This window comes from Microbacterium sp. Cr-K32, from assembly GCF_000708345.1.
Taxonomy (GTDB): domain Bacteria; phylum Actinomycetota; class Actinomycetes; order Actinomycetales; family Microbacteriaceae; genus Microbacterium; species Microbacterium maritypicum_A.
In genome coordinates this window covers 205,862-226,013 of the sequence record NZ_JARD01000029.1, presented here as the reverse complement: position 1 = coordinate 226,013, position 20,152 = coordinate 205,862, and the positions used below count along the sequence as shown (strand labels likewise).

Annotated in this window: 21 protein-coding genes and 2 tRNA genes; 8 read left to right on the top strand and 15 right to left on the bottom strand. The window is 66.4% G+C overall.

All coding sequences use genetic code 11. The features are described from left to right. Positions 1-23 precede the first annotated feature (23 nt). A complete protein-coding gene (locus GZ64_RS0118365; protein WP_021201365.1) occupies positions 24-263 on the top strand; it encodes a cell division protein CrgA in 240 nt (79 codons plus the stop codon). Positions 264-473: 210 nt separating this feature from the next. Here GZ64_RS0118365 and GZ64_RS0118360 read toward each other — a convergent pair whose 3' ends face one another. Further along, positions 474-1,373: a rhomboid family intramembrane serine protease gene (locus GZ64_RS0118360; protein ID WP_021201366.1), complete on the bottom strand. Its 900-nt coding sequence runs from the start codon at positions 1,371-1,373 to the stop codon at positions 474-476. Between the two features lie 21 nt (positions 1,374-1,394). Continuing rightward, positions 1,395-1,952, bottom strand: coding sequence for a peptidylprolyl isomerase (locus GZ64_RS0118355; RefSeq protein WP_021201367.1), 558 nt, complete (start codon positions 1,950-1,952; stop codon positions 1,395-1,397). A gap of 147 nt (positions 1,953-2,099) precedes the next feature. On the opposite strand from GZ64_RS0118355, the gene GZ64_RS0118350 reads away from it, so the two are divergent. Both GZ64_RS0118350 and GZ64_RS0118345 read left to right on the top strand, forming a co-directional pair. Further along, positions 2,100-2,600 carry a hypothetical protein gene (locus GZ64_RS0118350; RefSeq protein ID WP_029259475.1) on the top strand — a complete coding sequence of 167 codons (501 nt, stop codon included), beginning with the start codon at positions 2,100-2,102 and terminating at the stop codon, positions 2,598-2,600. A 56-nt stretch (positions 2,601-2,656) separates the two neighbouring features. Next, positions 2,657-3,112 carry an aminoacyl-tRNA deacylase gene (locus GZ64_RS0118345; RefSeq protein WP_029268152.1) on the top strand — a complete coding sequence of 152 codons (456 nt, stop codon included), beginning with the start codon at positions 2,657-2,659 and terminating at the stop codon, positions 3,110-3,112. A gap of 24 nt (positions 3,113-3,136) precedes the next feature. Here GZ64_RS0118345 and GZ64_RS0118340 read toward each other — a convergent pair whose 3' ends face one another. Further along, the gene (locus GZ64_RS0118340) at positions 3,137-3,559 is read right to left on the bottom strand and encodes an NUDIX hydrolase (protein ID WP_021201370.1); all 423 of its coding nucleotides are present in this window, start codon (positions 3,557-3,559) and stop codon (positions 3,137-3,139) included. 137 nt (positions 3,560-3,696) lie between these two features. Here GZ64_RS0118340 and GZ64_RS0118335 point away from each other — a divergent pair, with 137 nt between their 5' ends. From GZ64_RS0118335 to GZ64_RS0118320, 4 genes are all read left to right on the top strand, one after another. Next, positions 3,697-4,143, top strand: a complete 447-nt coding sequence (locus tag GZ64_RS0118335) for a hypothetical protein (RefSeq protein ID WP_021201371.1) — start codon at positions 3,697-3,699, stop codon at positions 4,141-4,143. Between the two features lie 166 nt (positions 4,144-4,309). Continuing rightward, complete coding sequence (locus GZ64_RS0118330; RefSeq protein ID WP_029268150.1) at positions 4,310-5,434, top strand: M24 family metallopeptidase; 1,125 nt, start codon at positions 4,310-4,312, stop codon at positions 5,432-5,434. Between the two features lie 35 nt (positions 5,435-5,469). Next, on the top strand, positions 5,470-5,844 hold the full coding sequence (locus GZ64_RS0118325; protein WP_029268148.1) for an HNH endonuclease: 375 nt from the start codon (positions 5,470-5,472) through the stop codon (positions 5,842-5,844). A gap of 30 nt (positions 5,845-5,874) precedes the next feature. Continuing rightward, positions 5,875-6,336, top strand: coding sequence for a GNAT family N-acetyltransferase (locus GZ64_RS0118320; RefSeq protein ID WP_029268147.1), 462 nt, complete (start codon positions 5,875-5,877; stop codon positions 6,334-6,336). A gap of 6 nt (positions 6,337-6,342) precedes the next feature. Here GZ64_RS0118320 and GZ64_RS19915 read toward each other — a convergent pair whose 3' ends face one another. The 6 genes from GZ64_RS19915 to GZ64_RS0118290 form a co-directional block, all read right to left on the bottom strand. Further along, complete coding sequence (locus GZ64_RS19915; protein ID WP_168441074.1) at positions 6,343-7,596, bottom strand: CDP-alcohol phosphatidyltransferase family protein; 1,254 nt, start codon at positions 7,594-7,596, stop codon at positions 6,343-6,345. 255 nt (positions 7,597-7,851) lie between these two features. Further along, positions 7,852-7,924, bottom strand: a tRNA-Ala gene (locus GZ64_RS0118310). Positions 7,925-7,950: 26 nt separating this feature from the next. Then, positions 7,951-8,024: transfer RNA gene (locus GZ64_RS0118305), tRNA-Ile, on the bottom strand. Positions 8,025-8,109: 85 nt separating this feature from the next. Further along, on the bottom strand, positions 8,110-9,066 hold the full coding sequence (locus GZ64_RS0118300; protein WP_029268144.1) for a hypothetical protein: 957 nt from the start codon (positions 9,064-9,066) through the stop codon (positions 8,110-8,112). Continuing rightward, on the bottom strand, positions 9,063-9,752 hold the full coding sequence (locus GZ64_RS0118295) for a LuxR C-terminal-related transcriptional regulator (RefSeq protein WP_029268141.1): 690 nt from the start codon (positions 9,750-9,752) through the stop codon (positions 9,063-9,065). Before GZ64_RS0118295 ends, GZ64_RS0118300 begins: the two co-directional genes overlap by 4 nt. Then, positions 9,740-11,008 carry a sensor histidine kinase gene (locus GZ64_RS0118290; protein WP_029268140.1) on the bottom strand — a complete coding sequence of 423 codons (1,269 nt, stop codon included), beginning with the start codon at positions 11,006-11,008 and terminating at the stop codon, positions 9,740-9,742. Before GZ64_RS0118290 ends, GZ64_RS0118295 begins: the two co-directional genes overlap by 13 nt. A gap of 125 nt (positions 11,009-11,133) precedes the next feature. Here GZ64_RS0118290 and GZ64_RS0118285 point away from each other — a divergent pair, with 125 nt between their 5' ends. After that, positions 11,134-11,844, top strand: a complete 711-nt coding sequence (locus GZ64_RS0118285; protein WP_021201379.1) for a VIT1/CCC1 transporter family protein — start codon at positions 11,134-11,136, stop codon at positions 11,842-11,844. A gap of 69 nt (positions 11,845-11,913) precedes the next feature. Here the strand turns inward: GZ64_RS0118285 and GZ64_RS0118280 are convergent, their stop codons facing one another. The 6 genes from GZ64_RS0118280 to dnaN form a co-directional block, all read right to left on the bottom strand. Then, positions 11,914-12,318: a DUF3566 domain-containing protein gene (locus GZ64_RS0118280; RefSeq protein WP_017829919.1), complete on the bottom strand. Its 405-nt coding sequence runs from the start codon at positions 12,316-12,318 to the stop codon at positions 11,914-11,916. Beyond that, the gene (gyrA, locus tag GZ64_RS0118275; RefSeq protein ID WP_021201380.1) at positions 12,315-14,870 is read right to left on the bottom strand and encodes a DNA gyrase subunit A; all 2,556 of its coding nucleotides are present in this window, start codon (positions 14,868-14,870) and stop codon (positions 12,315-12,317) included. The genes GZ64_RS0118280 and gyrA overlap by 4 nt, the downstream gene beginning before the upstream one ends. A 43-nt stretch (positions 14,871-14,913) precedes the next feature. Continuing rightward, complete coding sequence (gyrB, locus tag GZ64_RS0118270) at positions 14,914-16,983, bottom strand: DNA topoisomerase (ATP-hydrolyzing) subunit B (protein ID WP_021201381.1); 2,070 nt, start codon at positions 16,981-16,983, stop codon at positions 14,914-14,916. A gap of 118 nt (positions 16,984-17,101) precedes the next feature. Next, positions 17,102-17,650, bottom strand: coding sequence for a DUF721 domain-containing protein (locus GZ64_RS0118265; protein ID WP_197020548.1), 549 nt, complete (start codon positions 17,648-17,650; stop codon positions 17,102-17,104). Continuing rightward, the gene (gene recF / locus GZ64_RS0118260; RefSeq protein ID WP_029268138.1) at positions 17,643-18,836 is read right to left on the bottom strand and encodes a DNA replication/repair protein RecF; all 1,194 of its coding nucleotides are present in this window, start codon (positions 18,834-18,836) and stop codon (positions 17,643-17,645) included. The genes GZ64_RS0118265 and recF overlap by 8 nt, the downstream gene beginning before the upstream one ends. A gap of 76 nt (positions 18,837-18,912) precedes the next feature. Continuing rightward, entirely contained in the window at positions 18,913-20,055 is a 1,143-nt protein-coding gene (dnaN, locus tag GZ64_RS0118255) for a DNA polymerase III subunit beta (protein WP_029268136.1), read from the bottom strand. Between the last annotated feature and the right edge of the window lie 97 nt (positions 20,056-20,152).

The window sequence follows — 20,152 nt, the reverse complement described above, 5'->3', positions numbered from 1 at the left end:
GGTCTCATGGGTACAATGACGGAATGGCACGTGACCGCAAGACTGAAGAACCCGCCGTCGAGCGCGCTGAAGGCGACGCCGCTCCCAACGCCGTGTGGTTCAAGCCGGTGATGATCGGGTTCATGCTCCTGGGTCTCGCCTGGATCCTGGTGTTCTACATCTCCGGCATGCAGTACCCGATCCCGGGTCTCTCCAATTGGAACCTGGCGATCGGACTCGGTATCGCGCTGATCGGATTCCTGATGACCACCCGCTGGCGCTGACGCCTCACTCCTTCTTCCAGAAAGGCCCTCTCGCCATGCGAGAGGGCCTTTCTCATGTCAGCAGCGAAGTACGACTCACGTAAGGGAACGGCCCCGTTCCCGCCCCACAAGCCACCCAGAGCGAAAGTTATCCACAGCCCTCTCCACAGCCTGGGGAGAATTACACCGTTGTTATTCACAGGGGTTAACAACCCTGTTAACAACTCTGGATCAGGACAAAAGGATGAGCGGCGGCACGAACGCCACCACGACGATCAACAGGACGACCAGAGCGGAGAGCAGCACGATCTGCAGGGTGCGCTGGTCTCGTCGCTTCGTCTTGACGTAGATGAACGCCACCAGGGCTCCGATGAGCAGGCCGCCGAGATGTGCCTGCCAGGAGATCCGTCCGCCGCCGAATACCAGGCCGTAGACGAAGTTGATGCCGAGGATCACGAGAAGACCCGTGACGTTGGCACCGAGGTGTCGACCGACGATGAGTAGAGCGGCCATCATGCCGAAGATCGCGCCGGAGGCACCGACGGTCGAGGTCAGCGGCGCGAGCACCGCCACCATGACCGAGCCGCCGAGACCACTGATGAGGTAGAGAGCGAGGAAGCGAACGCGACCGAGCATGGGCTCGAGGCTCTGTCCGAGCATCCACAGGGCCAGCATGTTGAGCGCGAGGTGGATGAAGCCGCCATGGGCGAAGATCGCGGTCAGCAATCGCCAGGGCTCGAAGGGCAGCGGCGACAGGTTCGGATACAGATACGGCGCCGCGAAGAGCAGTTGGCCGGTGATCTGCTCGCCGATACCAGGGATCAGCTGCAGCAGTCCGATGAACGACGTGACCGCGAGCAGCGCGTAGGTCACCACCGGCTTGCCGCTGCGAGCCATCGCCATGCTCGCTCCACCGCTGCCGCCCCAACGACGGGCCGCCTTCTTCTGGGCTGGGGTGCGGTTCTTGCGGTCGGCGTTCATGCACTCCGGGCAGATGACGCCGACGGGCGCCTGCGTCTGGCACTCGGGGCAGATGGTGCGCATGCACCGTTGGCAGAGCACGAAGCTCTGCCGATCCGGATGCCGGTAGCAGAAGTTGTCGCGATTGCTCGTGAACTCAGGCGTGGTCATCCGGATCGGCCGCAGCTGTCGTCAGGCCGCGACGATGTCGATCGACTGCAGCACGACCGGCTCGACGGGACGGTCGCCCGCACCGGTCTGCACGGCGCCGATCGCGTCGACGACGGCCTTGGAAGCGTCATCGGCGACCTCGCCGAAGATCGTGTGCTTGCCCTGCAGCCACGGCGTCGGGTCGGTGGTGATGAAGAACTGCGAACCGTTGGTGCCCTCGGGCTTGCCGGTGATGGCGTTGCGGCGGAGACCGGCGTTGGCCATGGCGAGGATGTAGGGCTCGTTGAAGTTGAGCTCCATGTTGATCTCGTCGTCGAAGTTGTAGCCGGGGCCCCCGACACCCTGTCCGAGCGGGTCGCCGCCCTGGATCATGAAGTTCGGGATGATGCGGTGGAAGATGACGTCCTTGTAGAGGGGTCCCTCGCCGGGCTTGCCGGTGGCGGGATCGGTCCACTCCTGGGTGCCGTCGGCGAGGCCGACGAAGTTCTTGACCGTCTTCGGGGCGTGGTCACCGAAGAGGTTGATGACGATGTCACCGTGGTTGGTGTGCAGGGTTGCGACATGAGAAGCGTGAGCCATGTCCTCATTCTCGCAGAGCTTCCGGTGAGTTGGCCGTGGTATCTACCCCTCATGAGGCGAAGAAGCAAGGGCCGGGCGATTCCCGCCCGGCTTCCAGCCTCTCGTGGCAAGATGGGGAACCCGTACTCCAATGGACAGGAGAGCATCGTGAGCCTCAGCCGCAAGCGGAAGAAGGAACTGCGTCGTCTTCAGAACGACGCGAACCAGCTCTGGGAGAACCAGCAGGTGCTCGTCGGTCACGCCGCCGATGTCGCCCGTGAGGCCGGCCGTCAGCTCGGCAACCTCAATCGTGAGCAGGTCGTGCCGGTCATCCAGGACACGTACAACCGCCGTGTCGCCCCGGTCGTCGATCGTGGCGTGAAGATCGGCAAGCACGTCGTCGACGACAAGTTCGTCCCGATCGTGGGCGGAGTTGTCGGTTCGGCACTCAGCGCGTGGGACGTCGCCAACGCCAAGCGCCACGGCGTCGCCGTGCAGGTGCGCAAGGCGACCAAGCCGCAGAAGTCGGGACCGGGCCTCGGCTCCGTCATCGCGATCATCCTCGGCGCTGCTGCGGCCGTCGGTGTGCTCTACGCCGCGTGGCAGACTCTGCGCGCCGACGATGAGCTCTGGGTCGCGGACGACCCGCTCGCCGCACCCGACGCGTGACCCCGTCTGATCCCGCCTCCGTCGCCTCCGGTGACGGAGGCGATCAGCATGCACGGGTGCGGGACGCGGCGGCCGCTCGAGGGCTCGACATCGAGATCCGTGAACGTCCCGCCGCCGGCAGCCTGTTCGAGGCGGCCGAGCTCCTCGGCATCCCTCCGTCGGGCATCGTGAAGACCCTCGTGGTGAAGCGGTCCGATGACACCTTCCTGTTCGCCCTGGTACCCGGCGGCCGCTCGATCTCCTGGCCGAAGCTGCGCGCGCTGGTCGGGGTGAACAAGTTGCGATTGCCGGAGCCCGCATTGGCGCTCGCGGCCACCGGTTACGAACGCGGAACCATCGTGCCGATCGGCAGCACCACGGACTGGCCGATCTACGCCGACGAGTCGATCGTCGGTCAGCGCATCGCCATGGGCGCAGGAGCCCACGGATACAGCCTGTTCGTCGACGCCGACGACCTGCTCGCGGCCTACGGCGCCACCGTCGCCGACATCTCCGTCCCCGAAGAGCGCTGATCCCGGGCGGCGGCGCAGCTCCTGTCAGAGGATGCCGGCCATCCGCAAGGCGATGTCGACCAGCTTGACGCGCTGCAGCTCGGCAACCGCCTTCAGGGGGAACCACTCCGCCATGTCGGTCGAGCCGCCGGTCTCGAAGCGCAGTTTGCCGCCCGTGACCTCGGCCCGATACAGGATCCGCAGGGTATGCAGCGGATCTGCAGCCTTCTGCACGCGTCGACCGGCGGGGATCACCCGCGAGTGGATGCCGAGGAGTTCACCGACCTTGACCGTGTAACCGGTCTCCTCGCGCAGCTCACGACGCACGGCATCCTCCGGAGACTCTCCCGCTTCGAGTCCGCCGCCCGGCATCGTCCATGCCACCCGGCGACCCTCGGTCCAGCGCGCCAGCAGCAACCGCCCGTCGTCATCGGTGACGACCGCGTACGCCGCCACACGCAGGTCCATGGATCACACACTATCCGTCGGCGACGACAGTCGATGACCGTGCGTCCTGCCGAGATCGATCATGAATCGAGAAGCGCATCGCCACCCGGCGTCCGTAGTGTGATCTGCACACCGGACGCACGTCGAGAGGACCGATCATGGCCGAGAAAGAGAAGAACTTCAGCGCTGAGGAACGCGAGGCCATGCAGGCCGCCGCGAAGGAGGCCCGCACCCGGCGCTCCCGCGCGAAGAAGTCCCCGGAAGAGCTTCGAGCGGCGGGAGAGGCCGACATCAAGGAGGCGATCGAGAAGCTCACTCCCGAAGACCAGGCGCTGTCGAAGAAGCTGCACGCCCTGGTCTCGGAGGTCGCCCCGGAGCTCGTACCGCGCACCTACTACGGAATGCCGGCATGGGGCCGCGACGGCAAGGTGCTCTGCTTCTTCCAGCCGGCCAGTAAATTCAAGGTGCGCTACGGCACGTTCGGGTTCGAGCCCATCTCGAACCTCGACGACGGCACCGTCTGGCCTACTGCCTACGCGGTGACCGACCTCACGAAGGCCGATCTGGAGTTCCTCGCCGAGCGCATCCGCGTCGCCATCAGCTGACCACCGCGGAGGGGGAGCGGCTGAACGACCGCGCCCCCTCCGTTCAGCCGTCGATGATCTGCGGCATTGCGACCGGGGCGAGTCGCTCAGCCCCGACCGTGCGCGCGGAGCGGATCGAACCGCGAATCGGATGCCCTGCGAGCACGCGCGCAGTAGCGTGGAGCCCGTGAGCACATTGCCCTTCCCCGCTTCCGTGTACGCCGCCCGCCTCAGCCGTGCCGCATCCCTCGCTGCCGAGGCCGGGCTCGACGCCATCATCGTGGGCCCGGGTCCCGATCTGCAGTATCTGGTGGGCGTCGAAGGCGACACCATCGAACGACTCACTGCGCTGGTCATCGGCCCCGACGTCGCGCCGACGATCGTGGTCCCGCGGATGGAACTCGCGAAGGTGCGCACCACGGCGGTCGGAGAGCTCGCACTCGCCGTCGCCGACTGGGTCGACGGCGAAGACCCGTACGCACTGATCACCGCATCCGTCGGCACCGTGTCGCGCGTCGGCGTCTCCGATGCCCTCCCCGCCCTGCACGTGATCCCGATCGGTGAGCGACTGGGTGTGCGTCTCGAACTCGCGACGCCCGTGCTCCGCGAGGGCCGCATGGTCAAGGACGCCGAGGAGATCACCGAGCTTCGCCGCGCCGGAGAGGCGATCGATGCGGTGCACCGCCGCGTGCACGAGTGGCTTCGGGCCGGACGCACCGAGCGCGCGGTCGCCGCCGACATCGCCGATGCCATCGTCGCCGAAGGACACCGCACGGTGGAGTTCGTCATCGTAGGATCCGGCCCGAACGGCGCCGATCCGCACCACGAGGTCTCGGACCGCGTGATCGAGGACGGCGACATCGTGGTGGTCGACATCGGAGGGGCAGTGCCGAGCGGTTACAACTCCGACAGCACCAGGACCTACGTCGTCGGCACTCCCGACCCCGCTGCCGCCGAGCGCATCGCGGTGCTCGTACGCGCTCAGCAGGCAGCAGTGGACGCCGTGCGTCCTGGCGCCACCGCGGCGGAGGTGGATGCTGCGGCGCGAAACGTTCTCGCCGACGCCGGGCTGGGTGAGGCGTTCCTGCACCGCACCGGCCATGGCATCGGCGTCTCGGTGCACGAGGAGCCGTACATCGCTCCGGGCAACGACCTGGTGCTTCGCGAGGGCATGGCATTCAGCATCGAGCCGGGTATCTATTTCGCCGGCTCCTGGGGTGCCCGCATCGAGGACATCGTGGTCGTGACCGCGGTCGGAGGCGAGCGGTTGAATCTCGCGCCACATGAGCTGACCTCGGTAGGCCAGGGCTGAGGCGCGTCGAGCGCTCACCGCGATAGCATCGGCCCATGCGCCGCCGCCGCAAGGTCTCTTCCGCCACCGCGTCGCCGGCGACCCGTGCCCGCTATGCCAAGCGCCGACAGAACCGGCTCGCCCGCGTCGACAACGACCTCACCGACGAGCAGTGGTACGACTTGATGGATGCCTGGGGCGGGTGCGCGTACTGCGGTGGGGACGGTGCCGCCCTGCAACGCGACTGCATCCAACCCGTGTCGCGCGGCGGCCGCTACACGCTCGAGAACGTCGTCCCGGCGTGCGCCTCGTGCAACGCGAGCAAGCACAACGACGAGGTCACCGGCTGGCTGCGGCGCAAGAAGCTCGACGAACGCACGTTCCTGGTTCGTCACTCCACGATCCTGCGGAGCCTTCGACCCGTCGAGTGAACCTCCGCACCACTTCGTTACTCTCGAGTCATGACGACGATCGCACCGATCACGACCGAGGACCGTGCCGAGTGGGACGACCTGTGGAGCGGCTATCTGTCCTTCTATGAGGAAGCCCTCGACCCCGCGACCACGGATGCCACCTTCGAACGCCTCATCGACGCCGATTCCGGCGTCCATGGCGCGCTCGCCCGCGACGAGAGCGGCACCGCAGTGGGGATCGTCCACTGGTTGACGCACCCCTCGACGTGGGCGACGACGGACTACTGCTACCTCGAAGACCTGTTCGTCGCACCCGGCGTGCGCGGTGGCGGGGTCGGCCGGGCTCTGATCGCGCACGTCCGCGCATGGGCTGAGCAGCAGGGCGCGGCGAAGGTCTACTGGCTCACGGCCGAGACGAACACCACCGCGCGCGGACTCTACGACCGCCTCGCCACCCGCTCGGGGATGATCCACTACGAGATCGACCTCGAGACGGGCACCGAGGCCTGACGAGCTTCAGCCTTCGCGCACACTCAGCTTCTGCGTGATCATGGCACGGGCGTACTGGGACGCCGCGATGTAGTGACCGACGATCCCGATCAGGAACAGCAGGAACGACATCCCGACGATCCAGCTCAGCGATTCCAGACCCGACTCACTCAGCGCACTGCCGAGGAGGACGCCGAGGAGTCCGACGAAGATCAGAGCCGTCCGGACCTTCCCGACCATCGTGACCGGGACTGCCGGGTTTCCTCGGAAGAAGAGCAGGGCGGCCGATCCGAGCAGGACGTCGGGGATGAGCAGCAGCACGAGCGTCTCCCACGGGATGAGATGCCCGAGCGTGAAGGCGACGGCCGTGACGACCACCGTGATCCGGTCGGCGACCGGATCGAGCCAGGTGCCGAGGGCGGAGACGCTGTTCGTCCGCCGCGCGAGCCAACCGTCGAGCCAATCCGTCAGGAAGACCAGGCCGATGACGACCAGCGCGGCCCACAGCATCCTGGCGGTGATCACCCAGAGGAACACCGGCAGCAGGAGCAGGCGGATCCCGGTGATGAGGTTGGGCCACGTGCGCCATTCGTCTTCACGGAAGAGACGGTCGACGACGGAGGGCTGGATGGGCGCAGCATCATCGGTCGCATCGACGGCGCGTGCGAGCGACCGGGTGCGGATGAATCGCACCACGAAGAAGACGATGACGCCGGCGACCACGACGAGGAGCAGCACGTTGCTGATCGGTCCCAACGCCTTGGTGACGGCGTCGAGGGATGCCCTCAACAGGAACCCGACGCTGACGTAGATCGCAGCCCAGGTCGCTGCACCGGCGAGCGAGGCGAGCAGGAACGACGGGTACCTCACCTTCGCAACGCCCGCAGCAGCCGGGGTCAACGTGCGAACGACAGGGACGAGTCGTGTGAGGAAGACGGCGATCGCACCGCGCCGGTGGAGGATCTCGACGGCCCGATCCCATCGATCCACCCCGAGTCGCTTGACCAGTCTGAGATCACGCATGCCGACGCCGAAGTGTCGCCCGAGGAGATATCCGACGTGGTCTCCCGCGCTTCCCGCGACGATGACCACGAGGAACATCACCACCACCGCCCAGATATCGGAGAGCGAAGCGGAGAGGAAGACGACGATCGTCTCACCGGGCAGGAAGAAGCCGAGGCCCAAGCCGTTCTCGAGGAAGGCGAACAAGCCGCCGAGGGCCCAGACCAGAGGGTCGGGAAGGGCTGATGCGGCCGTCCTCACCCATTCGAGGATGTCCATGTGTGTCTCCTGAGTCTTGCGAGCTGGAGCCGGCCCTGCCATGTGCGGGGGCGACATTGATCTGAAGCAGCTCAGCACGAGGCAAGCTCTACATGGGTAACACGCTACGTGAAGTATTCACTCCCTCGCGTCGTCCACCGGGACGATTCGCGTCCCCCCGTGGGTGGAGATGCGCAACCAGGCGGACGCGATGGGTCGACACCCGCCTCAACAGAAGAAGCCCCGGGCCGGGGGGCCTGGGGCTTCTCGATCCTGTGGAGCCTAGGAGATTCGAACTCCTGACATCCTGCTTGCAAAGCAGGCGCTCTACCAACTGAGCTAAGGCCCCGTGAGGGATTTTCTTGAGTTAAGGGGTGGGGCTACCAGGACTTGAACCTGGGACCTCTTCATTATCAGTGAAGCGCTCTAACCGCCTGAGCTATAGCCCCGTCAACCTCCAAGACTTTACCGGAGAAATACGGAAAATCCGAATCGAGGGGGAGCACCCGGGAGTGTCCTCCCCCTCGAGCGTGTTCAGCGGCCCGGTCGGATGGTCGCGGTGCCGGCCGACAGCGAGACCTCGATCGTCCTCCGCGCGCTCGAAGCCTCGTCGACCTCGGCATTCAGCGTGCCCGCGCTGATCTCCTGAGAGATCGCGTACTCCACGTCGGGAACGGTCAGATCGAGGGTGCCGGCGCTCACGTCGATCGCCGTCCGGGTCGGGGGAGCACCCGTGAGCTCGACCGTGAGATCGCCGGCGGAGACGCCGAGGTCCGCCTGGGAGACGCCGTCGAGGAGGATGTCGGCGCGGCCGGCGCTCATCTGCACATCGAGTTCCTTCGCGGCCCCTTCGACGTCGAGCGCTCCGGCGTTGACGCTGACGTCGAGCACACCGAAGTCGCCGTTCACGTCGAGGCTGCCCGCATCGAGGTTCAGGTCGGCGTCGAGTCCTGCGTCGCGAAGACTTTCCGGGAGCGTGAGCACGGCGATCTCCTCATCACCGAACCAGCCGCCGAGCCACCACCCGAAGACTCCTTGTGGACTCCGGACGACCAGCTCGTCGCCATCGCGCTCGAACGTCCACGGTGTACCGCGCCCGTTCGTGATGGCGAGTGTGGCCTCGTCGACGTCGCCGAACTCGACCCGCATGCTGCTGGCATCGGCGGCGAGGTCGATGCTGTCCAGCCCCTCGACGTCCACGCTCTGCACGGAGTCCGGACGACTCGACGACACGATGGTCCCGGCCGCCGCGGCAGCAGCCGTGCCGCCGGCCCCGAGAAGCGCGATCCCCCCGACCACCGCCGTCACCACCATGACCGCGGTCGCCCCTGGGGTGCGCCCGTTGGTCGGCGCGAAAGGAGTGGACGCGCCTGTAGAAGGCGCGGCAGGAGAGGACGGACCCGCCTGCGGGGCCGTTCCTTGGGGCGGGGAGGGCGGCGGCGGGGTGAGTGGGGCGTGCTCGCCCGGGGTGCCGTTGTTGTCGGTGGTCATCGTGCCACTCCTGTCTGGCCGGTCGGCGGCGTCGGGCCGCCGGTGTTCTCGATGTGTGCGAGGGCGGCGAGCACGCGACGGTTTCCCGCCTCGTCCTGCTCGAAGCCCAACTTCTGGAAGATGGAGGTGATGTGCTTCTCGACACTCGCCTCTGAGAGGAACAGCAGCCCCGCGATCGCCTGGTTCGACTTGCCCTCGGCGATCAGTGCGAGCACGGTGCGCTCGCGTTCCGTGAGCCGCAGCATTCGATCGTCGCGGTTGCGGCGGGTCAGCAGCTGGGCGACGACCTCGGGGTCGAGCACGGTGGCGCCCTCGGAGATCCGCTGCACCGAGGCGAGGAACTCGGAGACGTCGGCGACTCGATCCTTGAGCAGGTAGCCGAGGGGACCACCCTGCGCCGCGATCAGATCCGACGCATACCGCTCTTCGACGTACTGCGAGAGCACCAGGATCGCGAGAGACGGATGCGTCGAGCGCAGACCGAGAGCGGCCCGGATGCCTTCATCGGTGAACGTCGGGGGGAGACGCACGTCCAGGATGCACAGGTCAGGCGTCGTGGTGGCGACGGCCCGGTCGAGACCCTCGATGTCGGGGAGGGCGGCGACCACCTCATGGCCGGCGTCTTCGAGCAGACGGACCAGGCCCTCACGCAGGAGGACCGAGTCCTCGCAGATCAGGATGCGCACGGTACGTTCACCTCCAGGCTGGTCGGTCCGCCCTGCGGACTCTCGAGGCGGAAGGTTCCCCCTGCGGCCAGGATGCGATTCGCGATGCCGTCGAGCCCGCCGCCGGGCTGCACCTGAGCGCCGCCGATGCCGTTGTCCTCGACGCGTGCCCAGAGCGTGTTGCCCTCTCGAAGCCGCACGATCACGCGGGCTTCGCTCGCTCTCGAGTGCTTCGCCGCGTTGGTCAGCGACTCGGCGATCGAGAAGTACACGGCAGCCTCGGCCTCGCGACTGCATCGCCCGTCCATGCGCACATCCAGGTGCACGGGAATGTGCGAGCGTCCAGCGAGTGCCGACAGTGCAGCGTCGAGGCCTCTGTCATCGAGCACCGAGGCGTGGATGCCCCGAGCCAGCTGACGCAGCTCGGTGATGGCCGCCTTGGTCGAGGTGTGCGCCTCGTTGATGAGCTCCTTCGCGGCCTCGGGATCGTTGTCGATCTTCTGCTGCGCGAGGCCGAGCGTCATGCCGACCGACACGAGTCGGGGCTGGACACCGTCGTGCAGGTCGCGCTCGATGCGGGTGCGCTCCACGTCGGCTGCGCGCACGGCGCCCTCCCGCTGCGCGGTCGAGGTGCGCACGCGCTCGGTGAGCTCGGTCTCCTTGCTGCGGATCACGATCGCGAGCGAGAGCGTGCGGTGCAGCAGCGCCAAGCCGATGGTCCCGACGACGCAGGCCGCGATTCCCAAGATGCCGATCAGCGGCGCCCATGCGACAGGGATGCCTCCCCCACCGAACGGTCCCATGACCGAATCCGCCGCGGTGAGGGGAGCGAACGAGATGATGATGGACCACACCAGACCCCAGAACAGGCGGAGCACCAGCCAGCCGAGAAGCGCCGAGATGGCGAAGTTCGCGACCGCGCGCCACATGCGCCCGTCGATGGCCTGGCGGCCGAGAGCTCGCAACCAACCGACGAAGCCGGGACGGTCGCGCGGCTGCAGACGCAGCGGTGCGATCGGCGTGCGGTACAGCGCACCGACACGAGCGACTTCGAACCAGCCCACACCGTAGAGCGCGTAGACCAGTCCCACCAGCATGATGAGCCCGATACCGGCGGCGAAGAGAAGTCCGAGGCCCGTGCCGAGGAGCCCGCCGAGCATGCCGAAGATGGCACCACCGAGGATGCCGACACCTGCCAGATGCAGGATCGTGAGGAAGATGCGCAACGGCGGCTTCACCGCCGTTGCGGGAGTCGGAGTCGCAGTCTGAGTGGTCATGGTTCCAAGGTACGGCGGGCCGGATGGGCTCGATACCGAGTCAACCGGACACTCGACTTCGGGTTTTCCGTAATGCCCGTCGCGGACTTCCTCCTTCTCCGGCCACCGTCTGCTTCACTGGGGGCATGACAGCGCATGAAGGTGAACCGCACGGTGCCGGTCTCGGTCAGCGACTGAACTGGCTGCGTGCGGGAGTTCTCGGAGCGAACGACGGCATCGTCTCGGTCGCCTCCCTCGTGGTCGGGGTCGCCGGTGCCACGACCGACAACGCGGCGCTCCTCACGGCGGGTATCGCCGGCCTGGTCGGCGGAGCGATCTCCATGGCCCTCGGGGAGTACGTCTCGGTGAGCAGTCAGCGAGACAGCGAACGCGCCCTCATCGCGAAAGAGCGCGAGGAACTGCGCACGATGCCCGCTGTGGAGCTCGACGAACTCACGCAGCTCTATCGCGAGAGGGGGCTCTCGGACGAGACGGCGCGACAGGTGGCCGAAGAGCTCACCGCGCACGATGCCCTCGCCGCGCATCTGGAGGTCGAACTCGGCATCGACCAGGACGACCTCGTCAATCCCTGGCATGCGGCGATGTCGTCGGCGATCGCTTTCACCCTCGGCGCGCTGCTGCCCTTGCTCGCCATCCTCCTTCCGCCGCCGGAGTGGCGGGTTCCGGTGACCTTCGTCGCCGTCCTCCTCGCCCTGGCCGTCACGGGAACACTGTCCGCGAAGATCGGAGGTTCGGCGCCCGTGCGGGCATCGGTCCGACTGGTGATCGGTGGCGGGCTCGCCCTGGCGGCGACCTGGCTCATCGGCACGCTTCTCGGCACGACGGGCGTCGTCTAGAGAAAGCGCGAAGAGAAACAGCGAAGGGCGGATGCCGAAGCACCCGCCCTTCGTGAAACGTTCCGAGGATCAGTTCGACATGAAGCCGACGAGCAGTCCGCCCGTGACCTTCACTGCGAGGTTGTAGATTCCCGCGACGACGGCGCCGAGCACCGTGAAGACGATGAGGTTCAGGATCGCGACAACCGCCGCGAACGCCATCACCTGCGGAAGTCCGACGACCTCGGAGAGCACGAACGTGTTGTCGGTGATGCCGAGCAGGAAGCTCTCCGCCGTGGTCATGATCCCCGTCGCCTGGAACACCAGGAAGATGAGGAAGAACGAGACCATCGTGACGACCGCGAGGGCCACCGCTCCGAGGAACGAGAGCTTCACGGCCGACCAGAAGTCCACGTAGACCAGTCGGAGGCGTACCTGCTTGCCGCTGGTCTTGCGGGTCGACTTCTTCGCCAGCTTGTCGGCCACTGTGCTCATGCGTCTGTATCCTCGGGGGTCGGTGTCGTCTCGGGGGCCTGGGTCTCGGCATCCTCCGCATCCGCCTCGTCTTCGGCGAGGCCACGCTCACCGTTACGGGCGATGGCGAGGATGCGATCGGCCTCCGTCGTCCGGGCGAACACCACTCCCATGGTGTCTCGACCCTTGGCGGGGACCTCGGCCACGGCAGAGCGTACCACCTTGCCGCTGGAGAGAACCACCAAGACCTCGTCGTCCTCGGAGACGATCAGACCACCCGCGAGAGTGCCCCGATCGTCGTTGAGCTTGGCGACCTTGATGCCTGTTCCGCCGCGTCCCTGCACCCGATACTCCTCCACCGCGGTGCGCTTCGCGTAGCCTCCGTCGGTCACGACGAAGACGAACTTGCCCGGCGCTGCGACGGATGCCGAGAGCAGGCAGTCCTCGTCGATCTTGAACTTCATGCCGCGGACACCGGCCGTCGCCCGACCCATCGGCCGCAGGGCCTCATCGGTCGCCTCGAAGCGCACCGACATGCCGCGGCGGCTGATGAGGAGGATGTCGTCCTCGGCGTTCACGAGCAATGCGCTGACGAGCTCGTCCTCGTCGTTCAGACGGATCGCGATGACGCCGCCCTGGCGGTTGGTGTCGTACGCCTCGAGTCGCGTCTTCTTGACGAGGCCCTCACGGGTCGCCAGCACCAGGTAGTCGGCCACCTGGTAGTCGCGGATGTCGAGCACCTGGGCGATGTTCTCGTCCGGCTGCAGGGCGAGCAGGTTCGCGACGTGCATGCCCTTCGCGTCGCGTCCGGCCTCGGGCACCTCGTAGGTCTTCGCGCGGTAGACGCGCCCCTTGTCGGTGAAGAACAGCAGCCAGTGGTGCGTGGTCGTCACGAAGAAGTGCTCGACGATGTCGTTCGCGCGCAGCTGCGCACCCTTGACGCCCTTGCCGCCACGGTGCTGAGAACGGTAGTTGTCGCTGCGCGTGCGCTTGATGTACCCCTCGCGCGTGACGGTGACGACCATCTCCTCTTCGGCGATGAGGTCTTCCATCGAGACATCGCCGTCGAAGCCGTGCAGGATGTGCGTGCGACGCTCGTCGCCGAAGCGGTCGACGATGCCCGTCAGTTCTTCGCGGATGATCGTGCGCTGACGACCCTCGTCGGCCAGGATCGCCTTGTAATCGGTGATCTGCGCTTCGAGCTCGTTCGCCTGATCGATGATCTTCTGACGCTCGAGAGCCGCAAGACGGCGCAGCTGCATCTGCAGGATCGCGTCGGCCTGGATCTCGTCGATGTCGAGGAGCTTCTGGAGTCCCTCGTTCGCATCCGCCGTGGTCTGCGAGCGGCGGATGAGCGCGATGACCTCGTCGAGGGCGTCGAGCGCCTTCAGATATCCGCGCAGGATGTGCATGCGCTTCTCGGCCTCGCGCAGACGGAACTCGGTGCGGCGGACGATCACGTCGATCTGGTGGGAGATCCAGTGCGTGATGAAACCGTCGATCGCGAGGGTGCGCGGCACGCCGTCGACGATCGCGAGCATGTTCGCGCCGAAGTTCTCCTGCAGCTGCGTGTGCTTGTAGAGGTTGTTCAGCACGACCTTCGCGACCGCGTCGCGCTTGAGCACGACGACCAGACGCTGACCCGTGCGGTCCGAGGACTCATCGCGGATGTCGGCGATGCCGGTGATCTTGCCGTCACGGGCGAGGTCGCCGATCTTCACCGCCACGTTGTCGGGGTTCACCTGGTACGGCAGCTCGGTGATGACGAGGCAGGTGCGACCCTGGATCTCCTCGACGTTGACGACCGCGCGCATCGTGATCGACCCGCGACCCGTGCGGTACGCCTCGTGGATGCCCTTGGTGCCGAGGATCTGCGCACCGGTCGGGAAGTCGGGACCGGGGACGCGCTGGATGAGACCTTCGAGCAGCTCCTCACGGGAGATGCCGGGGTTGTCGAGTGCCCAGAGCGCCGCATCGGACACCTCGCGCAGGTTGTGCGGCGGGATGTTGGTGGCCATTCCGACCGCGATGCCGACCGAGCCGTTGACGAGCAGGTTCGGGAAACGGGCGGGCAGGACCGTCGGCTCCTGCGTCTGTCCGTCGTAGTTGTCGGTGAAGTCGACGGTGTCTTCTTCGATGTCGCGCACCATCTCGAGCGCGAGCGGAGCCATCTTGGTCTCGGTGTATCGCGGAGCCGCAGCACCCATGTTGCCGGGGGAGCCGAAGTTGCCCTGCCCGAGGGCCAGCGGATACCGCAGCGACCACGGCTGCACCAGTCGCACGAGGGCGTCGTAGATCGCCGAGTCACCGTGCGGGTGGTACTGACCCATGACCTCGCCGACCACACGGGCGCACTTCGAGAACGACTTGTCAGGACGGAATCCGCCGTCGTACATTCCGTAGATGACACGGCGGTGCACGGGCTTGAGCCCGTCGCGCACGTCGGGGAGCGCGCGCCCCACGATGACGGCCATCGCGTAGTCGAGGTAGCTGCGCTGCATCTCCGACTGCAGGTCGACCTGATCGATCTTGCCGTGATCGTGTTCCGGCTCGGTGCGTTCTTCGTCAGTCATGAATCAATCTCTCTGTCACACATCTGGTCTGAGCCCGCGGGCATCAGATGTCGAGGAAGCGGACGTCTTTGGCGTTGCGCTGGATGAAGCTGCGTCGGGACTCGACGTCCTCGCCCATCAGCACGCTGAAGATCTCGTCGGCCGCGGCGGCATCCTCGATGGTGATCTGCTGCAGGGTGCGCGTGGTGTGATCCATCGTCGTCTCCCACAGCTCCTTCGGGTTCATCTCACCGAGACCCTTGTACCGCTGGATGCCGGCGTCCTTCGGGATCCGCTTGCCGTTGTCGATGCCGTGCTTGAGCAAGGCATCGCGCTCGGCGTCGCTGAACACGTACTCGTGCGCGGAGTTGGACCACTTCAGGCGGTACAGCGGCGGCATGGCGAGGTACACGAAGCCGGCCTCGATCAGACCGCGCATGTAGCGGAAGAGCAACGTCAGCAGCAGCGTCGTGATGTGCTGGCCATCGACGTCGGCATCGGCCATCAGCACGATCTTGTGATAGCGCGCCTTCTCGATGTCGAACTCTTCGCCGATGCCCGTGCCGAAGGCCTGGATCATCGCCTGGACTTCCTTGTTGCCCAGGGCCTTGTCGAGACGCGCGCGCTCGACGTTGAGGATCTTCCCTCGCAGCGCCAGGATCGCCTGCGTGTGCGGGTCGCGACCCTGCACCGCGGAGCCACCGGCCGAGTCACCCTCCACCAGGAAGATCTCGCTGATGGACGGGTCCTTGCTCGTGCAGTCCTTGAGCTTGTCCGGCATGGCGGCCGACTCGAAGACGCTCTTGCGGCGGGCGGTCTCGCGCGCCTTGCGGGCGGCGAGGCGAGCGGTCGCGGCGTCGATCGCCTTGCGGATGACGTTCTTCGCCTGGTTCGGGTTGCGCTCGAACCAGTCCCCGAGCTGATCGCCGACGACCTTCTGCACGAACGCCTTCGCCTCGGTGTTGCCGAGCTTGGTCTTCGTCTGGCCCTCGAACTGCGGTTCGCCGAGCTTGATCGAGATGACCGCCGTCAGGCCCTCGCGCACGTCGTCGCCGGAGAGGTTGTCGTCCTTCTCCTTGAGCAGGTTGTTCGCGCGGGCGTACTTGTTGACCAGGGTGGTCAGCGCCGCGCGGAAGCCCTCCTCATGCGTTCCACCCTCGTGGGTGTTGATCGTGTTCGCATAGGTGAACACGTTCTCGGTGTACGACGTGGTCCACTGCATCGCGACTTCGAGCGAGATCTTGCGCTCGGTGTCCTCCGATTCGAACGCGATGATCTCGTCGTTGACGACTTCGGCGTGACGCACCTTGTTGAGGTACTCGACGTAGTCGACGAGACCCCGTTCGTAGAAGAACACGTCGCCGGGCTGCTTGGTGACGGTGGCCCCGTCTTCCTCCACCTCGTAGGCGGAGGACTCCCGCTCGTCGCGCAGCTCGATGCGAAGGCCCTTGTTGAGGAATGCCATCTGCTGGAACCGCGTGCGGAGGGTGTCGTACTCGAACTCGATCGTCTCGGTGAAGATCGAGGCGTCCGGCCAGAACGTGATGCTCGTTCCGGTCTCTTCGGTCGCTTCGCCCTTCTCGAGCTTCTGCTGGGGGATACCGCCGTCGGCGAAGCTGTGCCGCCAGACGAAGCCCTTCTGCTTGACCTCGACGTCGAAGCGCGTCGACAGCGCGTTCACGACGGAGGAGCCGACACCGTGCAGGCCACCGGAGACGGCGTAGGCGCCACCGCCGAACTTTCCACCGGCGTGCAGGATGGTGAGCACGACCTCGACCGTCGACTTGTTGGGGTCGGACGAGTGCGGGTCGACCGGGATGCCGCGACCGTTGTCGACGACTCGCACACCGCCGTCGGCGAGCATCGTCACGAAGATCGTGTCGGCGTAACCGGCCAGTGCCTCATCGACGGAGTTGTCGACGATCTCGTAGACCAGGTGGTGGAGTCCTCGAGGCCCGGTGGACCCGATGTACATACCGGGGCGCTTGCGCACGGCTTCGAGGCCTTCGAGGATCTGGATCGAATCCGCACCGTACTCACCAGGCTGCTTCGCCTTGGGTGCGATGGTGCCCTCGGTTGCGGGGGTTCCCCCGGTGTTCGATTCCGTCTCGTCAGCAGGGGATTCAGGCGTCATCAGAGGGCATTCTCCACATCGATATCACGAACTCCCATTCTAGCGGAGTTTCATCGGGAAATGCCGCTCAACGGCCGTGTGTGGGCCTCTGAGCCTTTCGACCCCCTCGCGTGGTGCCCTACCCGTAGGTATCGCGCGGGCCCCGTCCTGGAACGGCTCTGGGACCCCATTTCCACGAGGGAACGTCCGGTCCGATGAAGCGGAGGTTCTCGACGCCCGCATCGGGATACCGTCGGCCGATCTCGGTGAGAATCGTCGCCCGCATGAACTGCAGGTTCTTCGCCCACGCGGTCGAGTCGCACTTCACGGTGAGCAGGCCGCGCTCCAGGGAGACGGGTTCGGAGTGCTTCGCGGTGTCTGCGCCGGCGAGATCAGCCCATTGGCGCACGAGATCTTCTCGCGCGAGGGTGATCTGCCAGCCCGAGTCACGACTCAGCTTGTCGAGCACCGCACCGAGCGCGCCGGGGTCTCGCCCGGGCGTGAAGGGCGCGTTGTCGTCGTCGGTCGCGATGCGTCGCTTGCGTTTCCAGCTCTTGGAACTCGGCTGCAGCCCGCGCAGCCGCAGATAGGTGCCGATCGTCTCGGGAACATCGGCCACCGGAGGGGGAGTGTCCGGAGTCGATGCCGAGGGGCTCGAAGCGGACGGATGGCGTGCCGCGTCAGTCATCTGCCGCCTCCCGCTCGTCGCTGATGGTTCCGGCGCTGATCCGCACCACGTGGGCGTGCAGCACCTCGGGGATATCCTCCTCCACCGCTGCCGTGACCACCACTTGCTCATAGCCCGCCGTCAAGGCCGCCAGCCGCTGACGCCGATCGGCGTCGAGTTCTGCGAAGACGTCGTCGAGGATGAGCACCGGATCGCCGGCGGGAGATTCGCTGCGGAGCAGCTCGGCCGACGCGAGCCGCAGGGCGAGAGCCACCGACCACGACTCCCCGTGGGATGCGTATCCCTTGACCGGGAGGTCGCGGACCCGCAGCACCAGGTCGTCTCGGTGCGGCCCGGTGAGGGTCAGTCCGCGATCGAGCTCTTTCGATCGCTTCGCCGCGAGGGATGCGCGGAACACCTCGGCGATACGAATCGGATCGGTGAGTCTGTCTGCGGACGGACCTGTCTCGGCACCTTCCGCTCCCTCTTCCCCCTCTTCGGGGTCACCGCCGCCCACCGAGAGCGCCCATTCCAGCTGGGGACGATGATCTGCACCGGCAATCGCCTCGTAGGCATCGGCCACGGGCTGCTGCAGATCCGCCGCCAGGCGCTGGCGGGCGGTGATGATCTCCGATCCGAGGGAGACCAGCTTGTCGTCCCAGACGTCCAGAGTGCTCAGACCTTCGCCGCGAACGCCGCGGGCACGCGCCGACTTCAGCAGCGCATTGCGCTGCTTCAGGACGCGGTCGTAGTCGGCGAGCACTGCGGCGAGCCTCGGCGTGCGCTGGATGAGGAGCTGATCGGTGAAGCGGCGCCGAGCGGAGGGGTCCCCCCTCACGATCTGCAGGTCTTCCGGAGCGAACAGCACGACGTGCGCGTAGCGGGGGAGTTCGTTCGGCTTCGACGGCGATCCGTTGATGCGAGCCTTGTTGGATCCCTGCCTGTTCACCTGGATCTCGGCGAGCACACGACGCTCTCCGTGCGACAGTCGTGCGCGGATCACCGCGAACTCCTGGCCATCGCGGACCATCGGCGCATCAGATGACACCCGGTGCGAACCGAGCGTGGCGAGGAACACCACGGCTTCGGCCAGATTCGTCTTTCCCTGACCGTTGCGCCCGACGAGCACGTTCGGTCCGCGGTGGAGGGTGAGTTCAGCGGTCGCGTAATTGCGGAAATCGACCAGACTCAGGTGCTCCACAATCACGGAGTCAGCCTACCTTCGGGGTCTGACAGTCCGTACTTCCCGGGGAACGTTCCGGGTATGGAGGAAGTGGAGAAGATCAGCGCAGGAGGAGGTTCGGCTGGAGCAGGTACTTGAACGAGTCGAGACCCGCCTGGTCGACCGAGGTCTGGCTCGTGATGAGCACGGGGCTCAGCTTGTTGGCGTTGTCGCTCGACGTGAACGTGACGCGCACGAACTCGCTCTTGACGGCGCCGAGAGCCTCGATCAGGTACTGCGGGTTCAGGCCCAGCGTGACCTCATCGCCACCGGAGAGGATCGCGTCGACCGACTCGGATGCCCGTGCGTGATCTCCGCCGGAGGCGTCCATCGTCACACTGTCGTTCGAGAACGTGAAACGCAGGGGAGCAGCACGATCGAGCACGAGTGAGACTCGGCGAACGGCCTCGACGAGGTCTGCGGTGTTCACGACCGCGTAATGGTCGGTCTGCTCGGGGAACAGTCGGCGTACAGGCGGGAAGTTGCCCTTGATCAGGAGAGAAGTGACGGTCTTGTTGCCCGCGGTGAAAGCGATGATCTCTCGGTCGCCCGCTCCGGAGAACGCCACCTGGATCGTGCCGGCGTGTCCGAAGGTCTTGCCGACCTCGAGCAGAGTGCGGGCAGGGACCAGGGCGGTGGCTTCGACGGCCTCGCCGTCCCACGGCACATCCCGCAGCGAGACGCGGTAGCGGTCTGTCGCGACGAGGCTCAGGGTGTGTCCCGAGACCTCGAGCTGCACACCCGTGAGCACAGGAGTCACGTCGTCACGCGACGCGGCGAATCCGACCTGGGCGATCGCCGTGCCGAAGTCGTCGGCCGGGACCACACCGGACGAACCGGTCACCTCGGGGATCGAGGGGTATTCCTCGACGGGCATGGCTGCGAGGGTGAATCGTGCGGAGCCGCAGGTGACCGCGATGCCCCCGTCTTCCTCGACGGCGATCTCGATCGGAGCGTTCGGAAGTCGGCTGGCGATGTCCGAGAGAAGCCGGCCGTGCACCAGGATCGTCCCCGCGGTCTCGACCGTCGCCTCGATGGTGGTGCGGGCGGAAGCCTCGTAGTCGAATGCCGAGAGCGTCAGACCGGAACCATCGGCTTCGATCAGGACGCCGGCGAGGATCGGCTGAGGATTGCGCTGCGGCAGAAGCTTGACGACGAACGAGACAGCCTCGCTGAAGACATCGCGGTTGACCTGAAACCTCACGGGTGCTCCCTTGTCGTCGAACTGTGACGCGTTGTCGTCGGCCCTGCCGGTGCAGGGCTTCCCATGCTAGCCCCACAGTCCGGCGTATCCCTACGCC

Coding starts and splice junctions, on each gene's coding strand:
- GZ64_RS0118365 (WP_021201365.1), top strand. CDS start 24: ATGGCACGTGACCGCAAGACTGAAGAACCCGCCGTCGAGCGCGCTGAA.
- GZ64_RS0118360 (WP_021201366.1), bottom strand. CDS start 1,373: ATGACCACGCCTGAGTTCACGAGCAATCGCGACAACTTCTGCTACCGG.
- GZ64_RS0118355 (WP_021201367.1), bottom strand. CDS start 1,952: ATGGCTCACGCTTCTCATGTCGCAACCCTGCACACCAACCACGGTGAC.
- GZ64_RS0118340 (WP_021201370.1), bottom strand. CDS start 3,559: ATGGACCTGCGTGTGGCGGCGTACGCGGTCGTCACCGATGACGACGGG.
- GZ64_RS0118335 (WP_021201371.1), top strand. CDS start 3,697: ATGGCCGAGAAAGAGAAGAACTTCAGCGCTGAGGAACGCGAGGCCATG.
- GZ64_RS0118325 (WP_029268148.1), top strand. CDS start 5,470: ATGCGCCGCCGCCGCAAGGTCTCTTCCGCCACCGCGTCGCCGGCGACC.
- GZ64_RS0118320 (WP_029268147.1), top strand. CDS start 5,875: ATGACGACGATCGCACCGATCACGACCGAGGACCGTGCCGAGTGGGAC.
- GZ64_RS19915 (WP_168441074.1), bottom strand. CDS start 7,596: ATGGACATCCTCGAATGGGTGAGGACGGCCGCATCAGCCCTTCCCGAC.
- GZ64_RS0118300 (WP_029268144.1), bottom strand. CDS start 9,066: ATGACCACCGACAACAACGGCACCCCGGGCGAGCACGCCCCACTCACC.
- GZ64_RS0118290 (WP_029268140.1), bottom strand. CDS start 11,008: ATGACCACTCAGACTGCGACTCCGACTCCCGCAACGGCGGTGAAGCCG.
- GZ64_RS0118285 (WP_021201379.1), top strand. CDS start 11,134: ATGACAGCGCATGAAGGTGAACCGCACGGTGCCGGTCTCGGTCAGCGA.
- GZ64_RS0118280 (WP_017829919.1), bottom strand. CDS start 12,318: ATGAGCACAGTGGCCGACAAGCTGGCGAAGAAGTCGACCCGCAAGACC.
- gyrA (WP_021201380.1), bottom strand. CDS start 14,870: ATGACTGACGAAGAACGCACCGAGCCGGAACACGATCACGGCAAGATC.
- gyrB (WP_021201381.1), bottom strand. CDS start 16,983: ATGACGCCTGAATCCCCTGCTGACGAGACGGAATCGAACACCGGGGGA.
- GZ64_RS0118265 (WP_197020548.1), bottom strand. CDS start 17,650: ATGACTGACGCGGCACGCCATCCGTCCGCTTCGAGCCCCTCGGCATCG.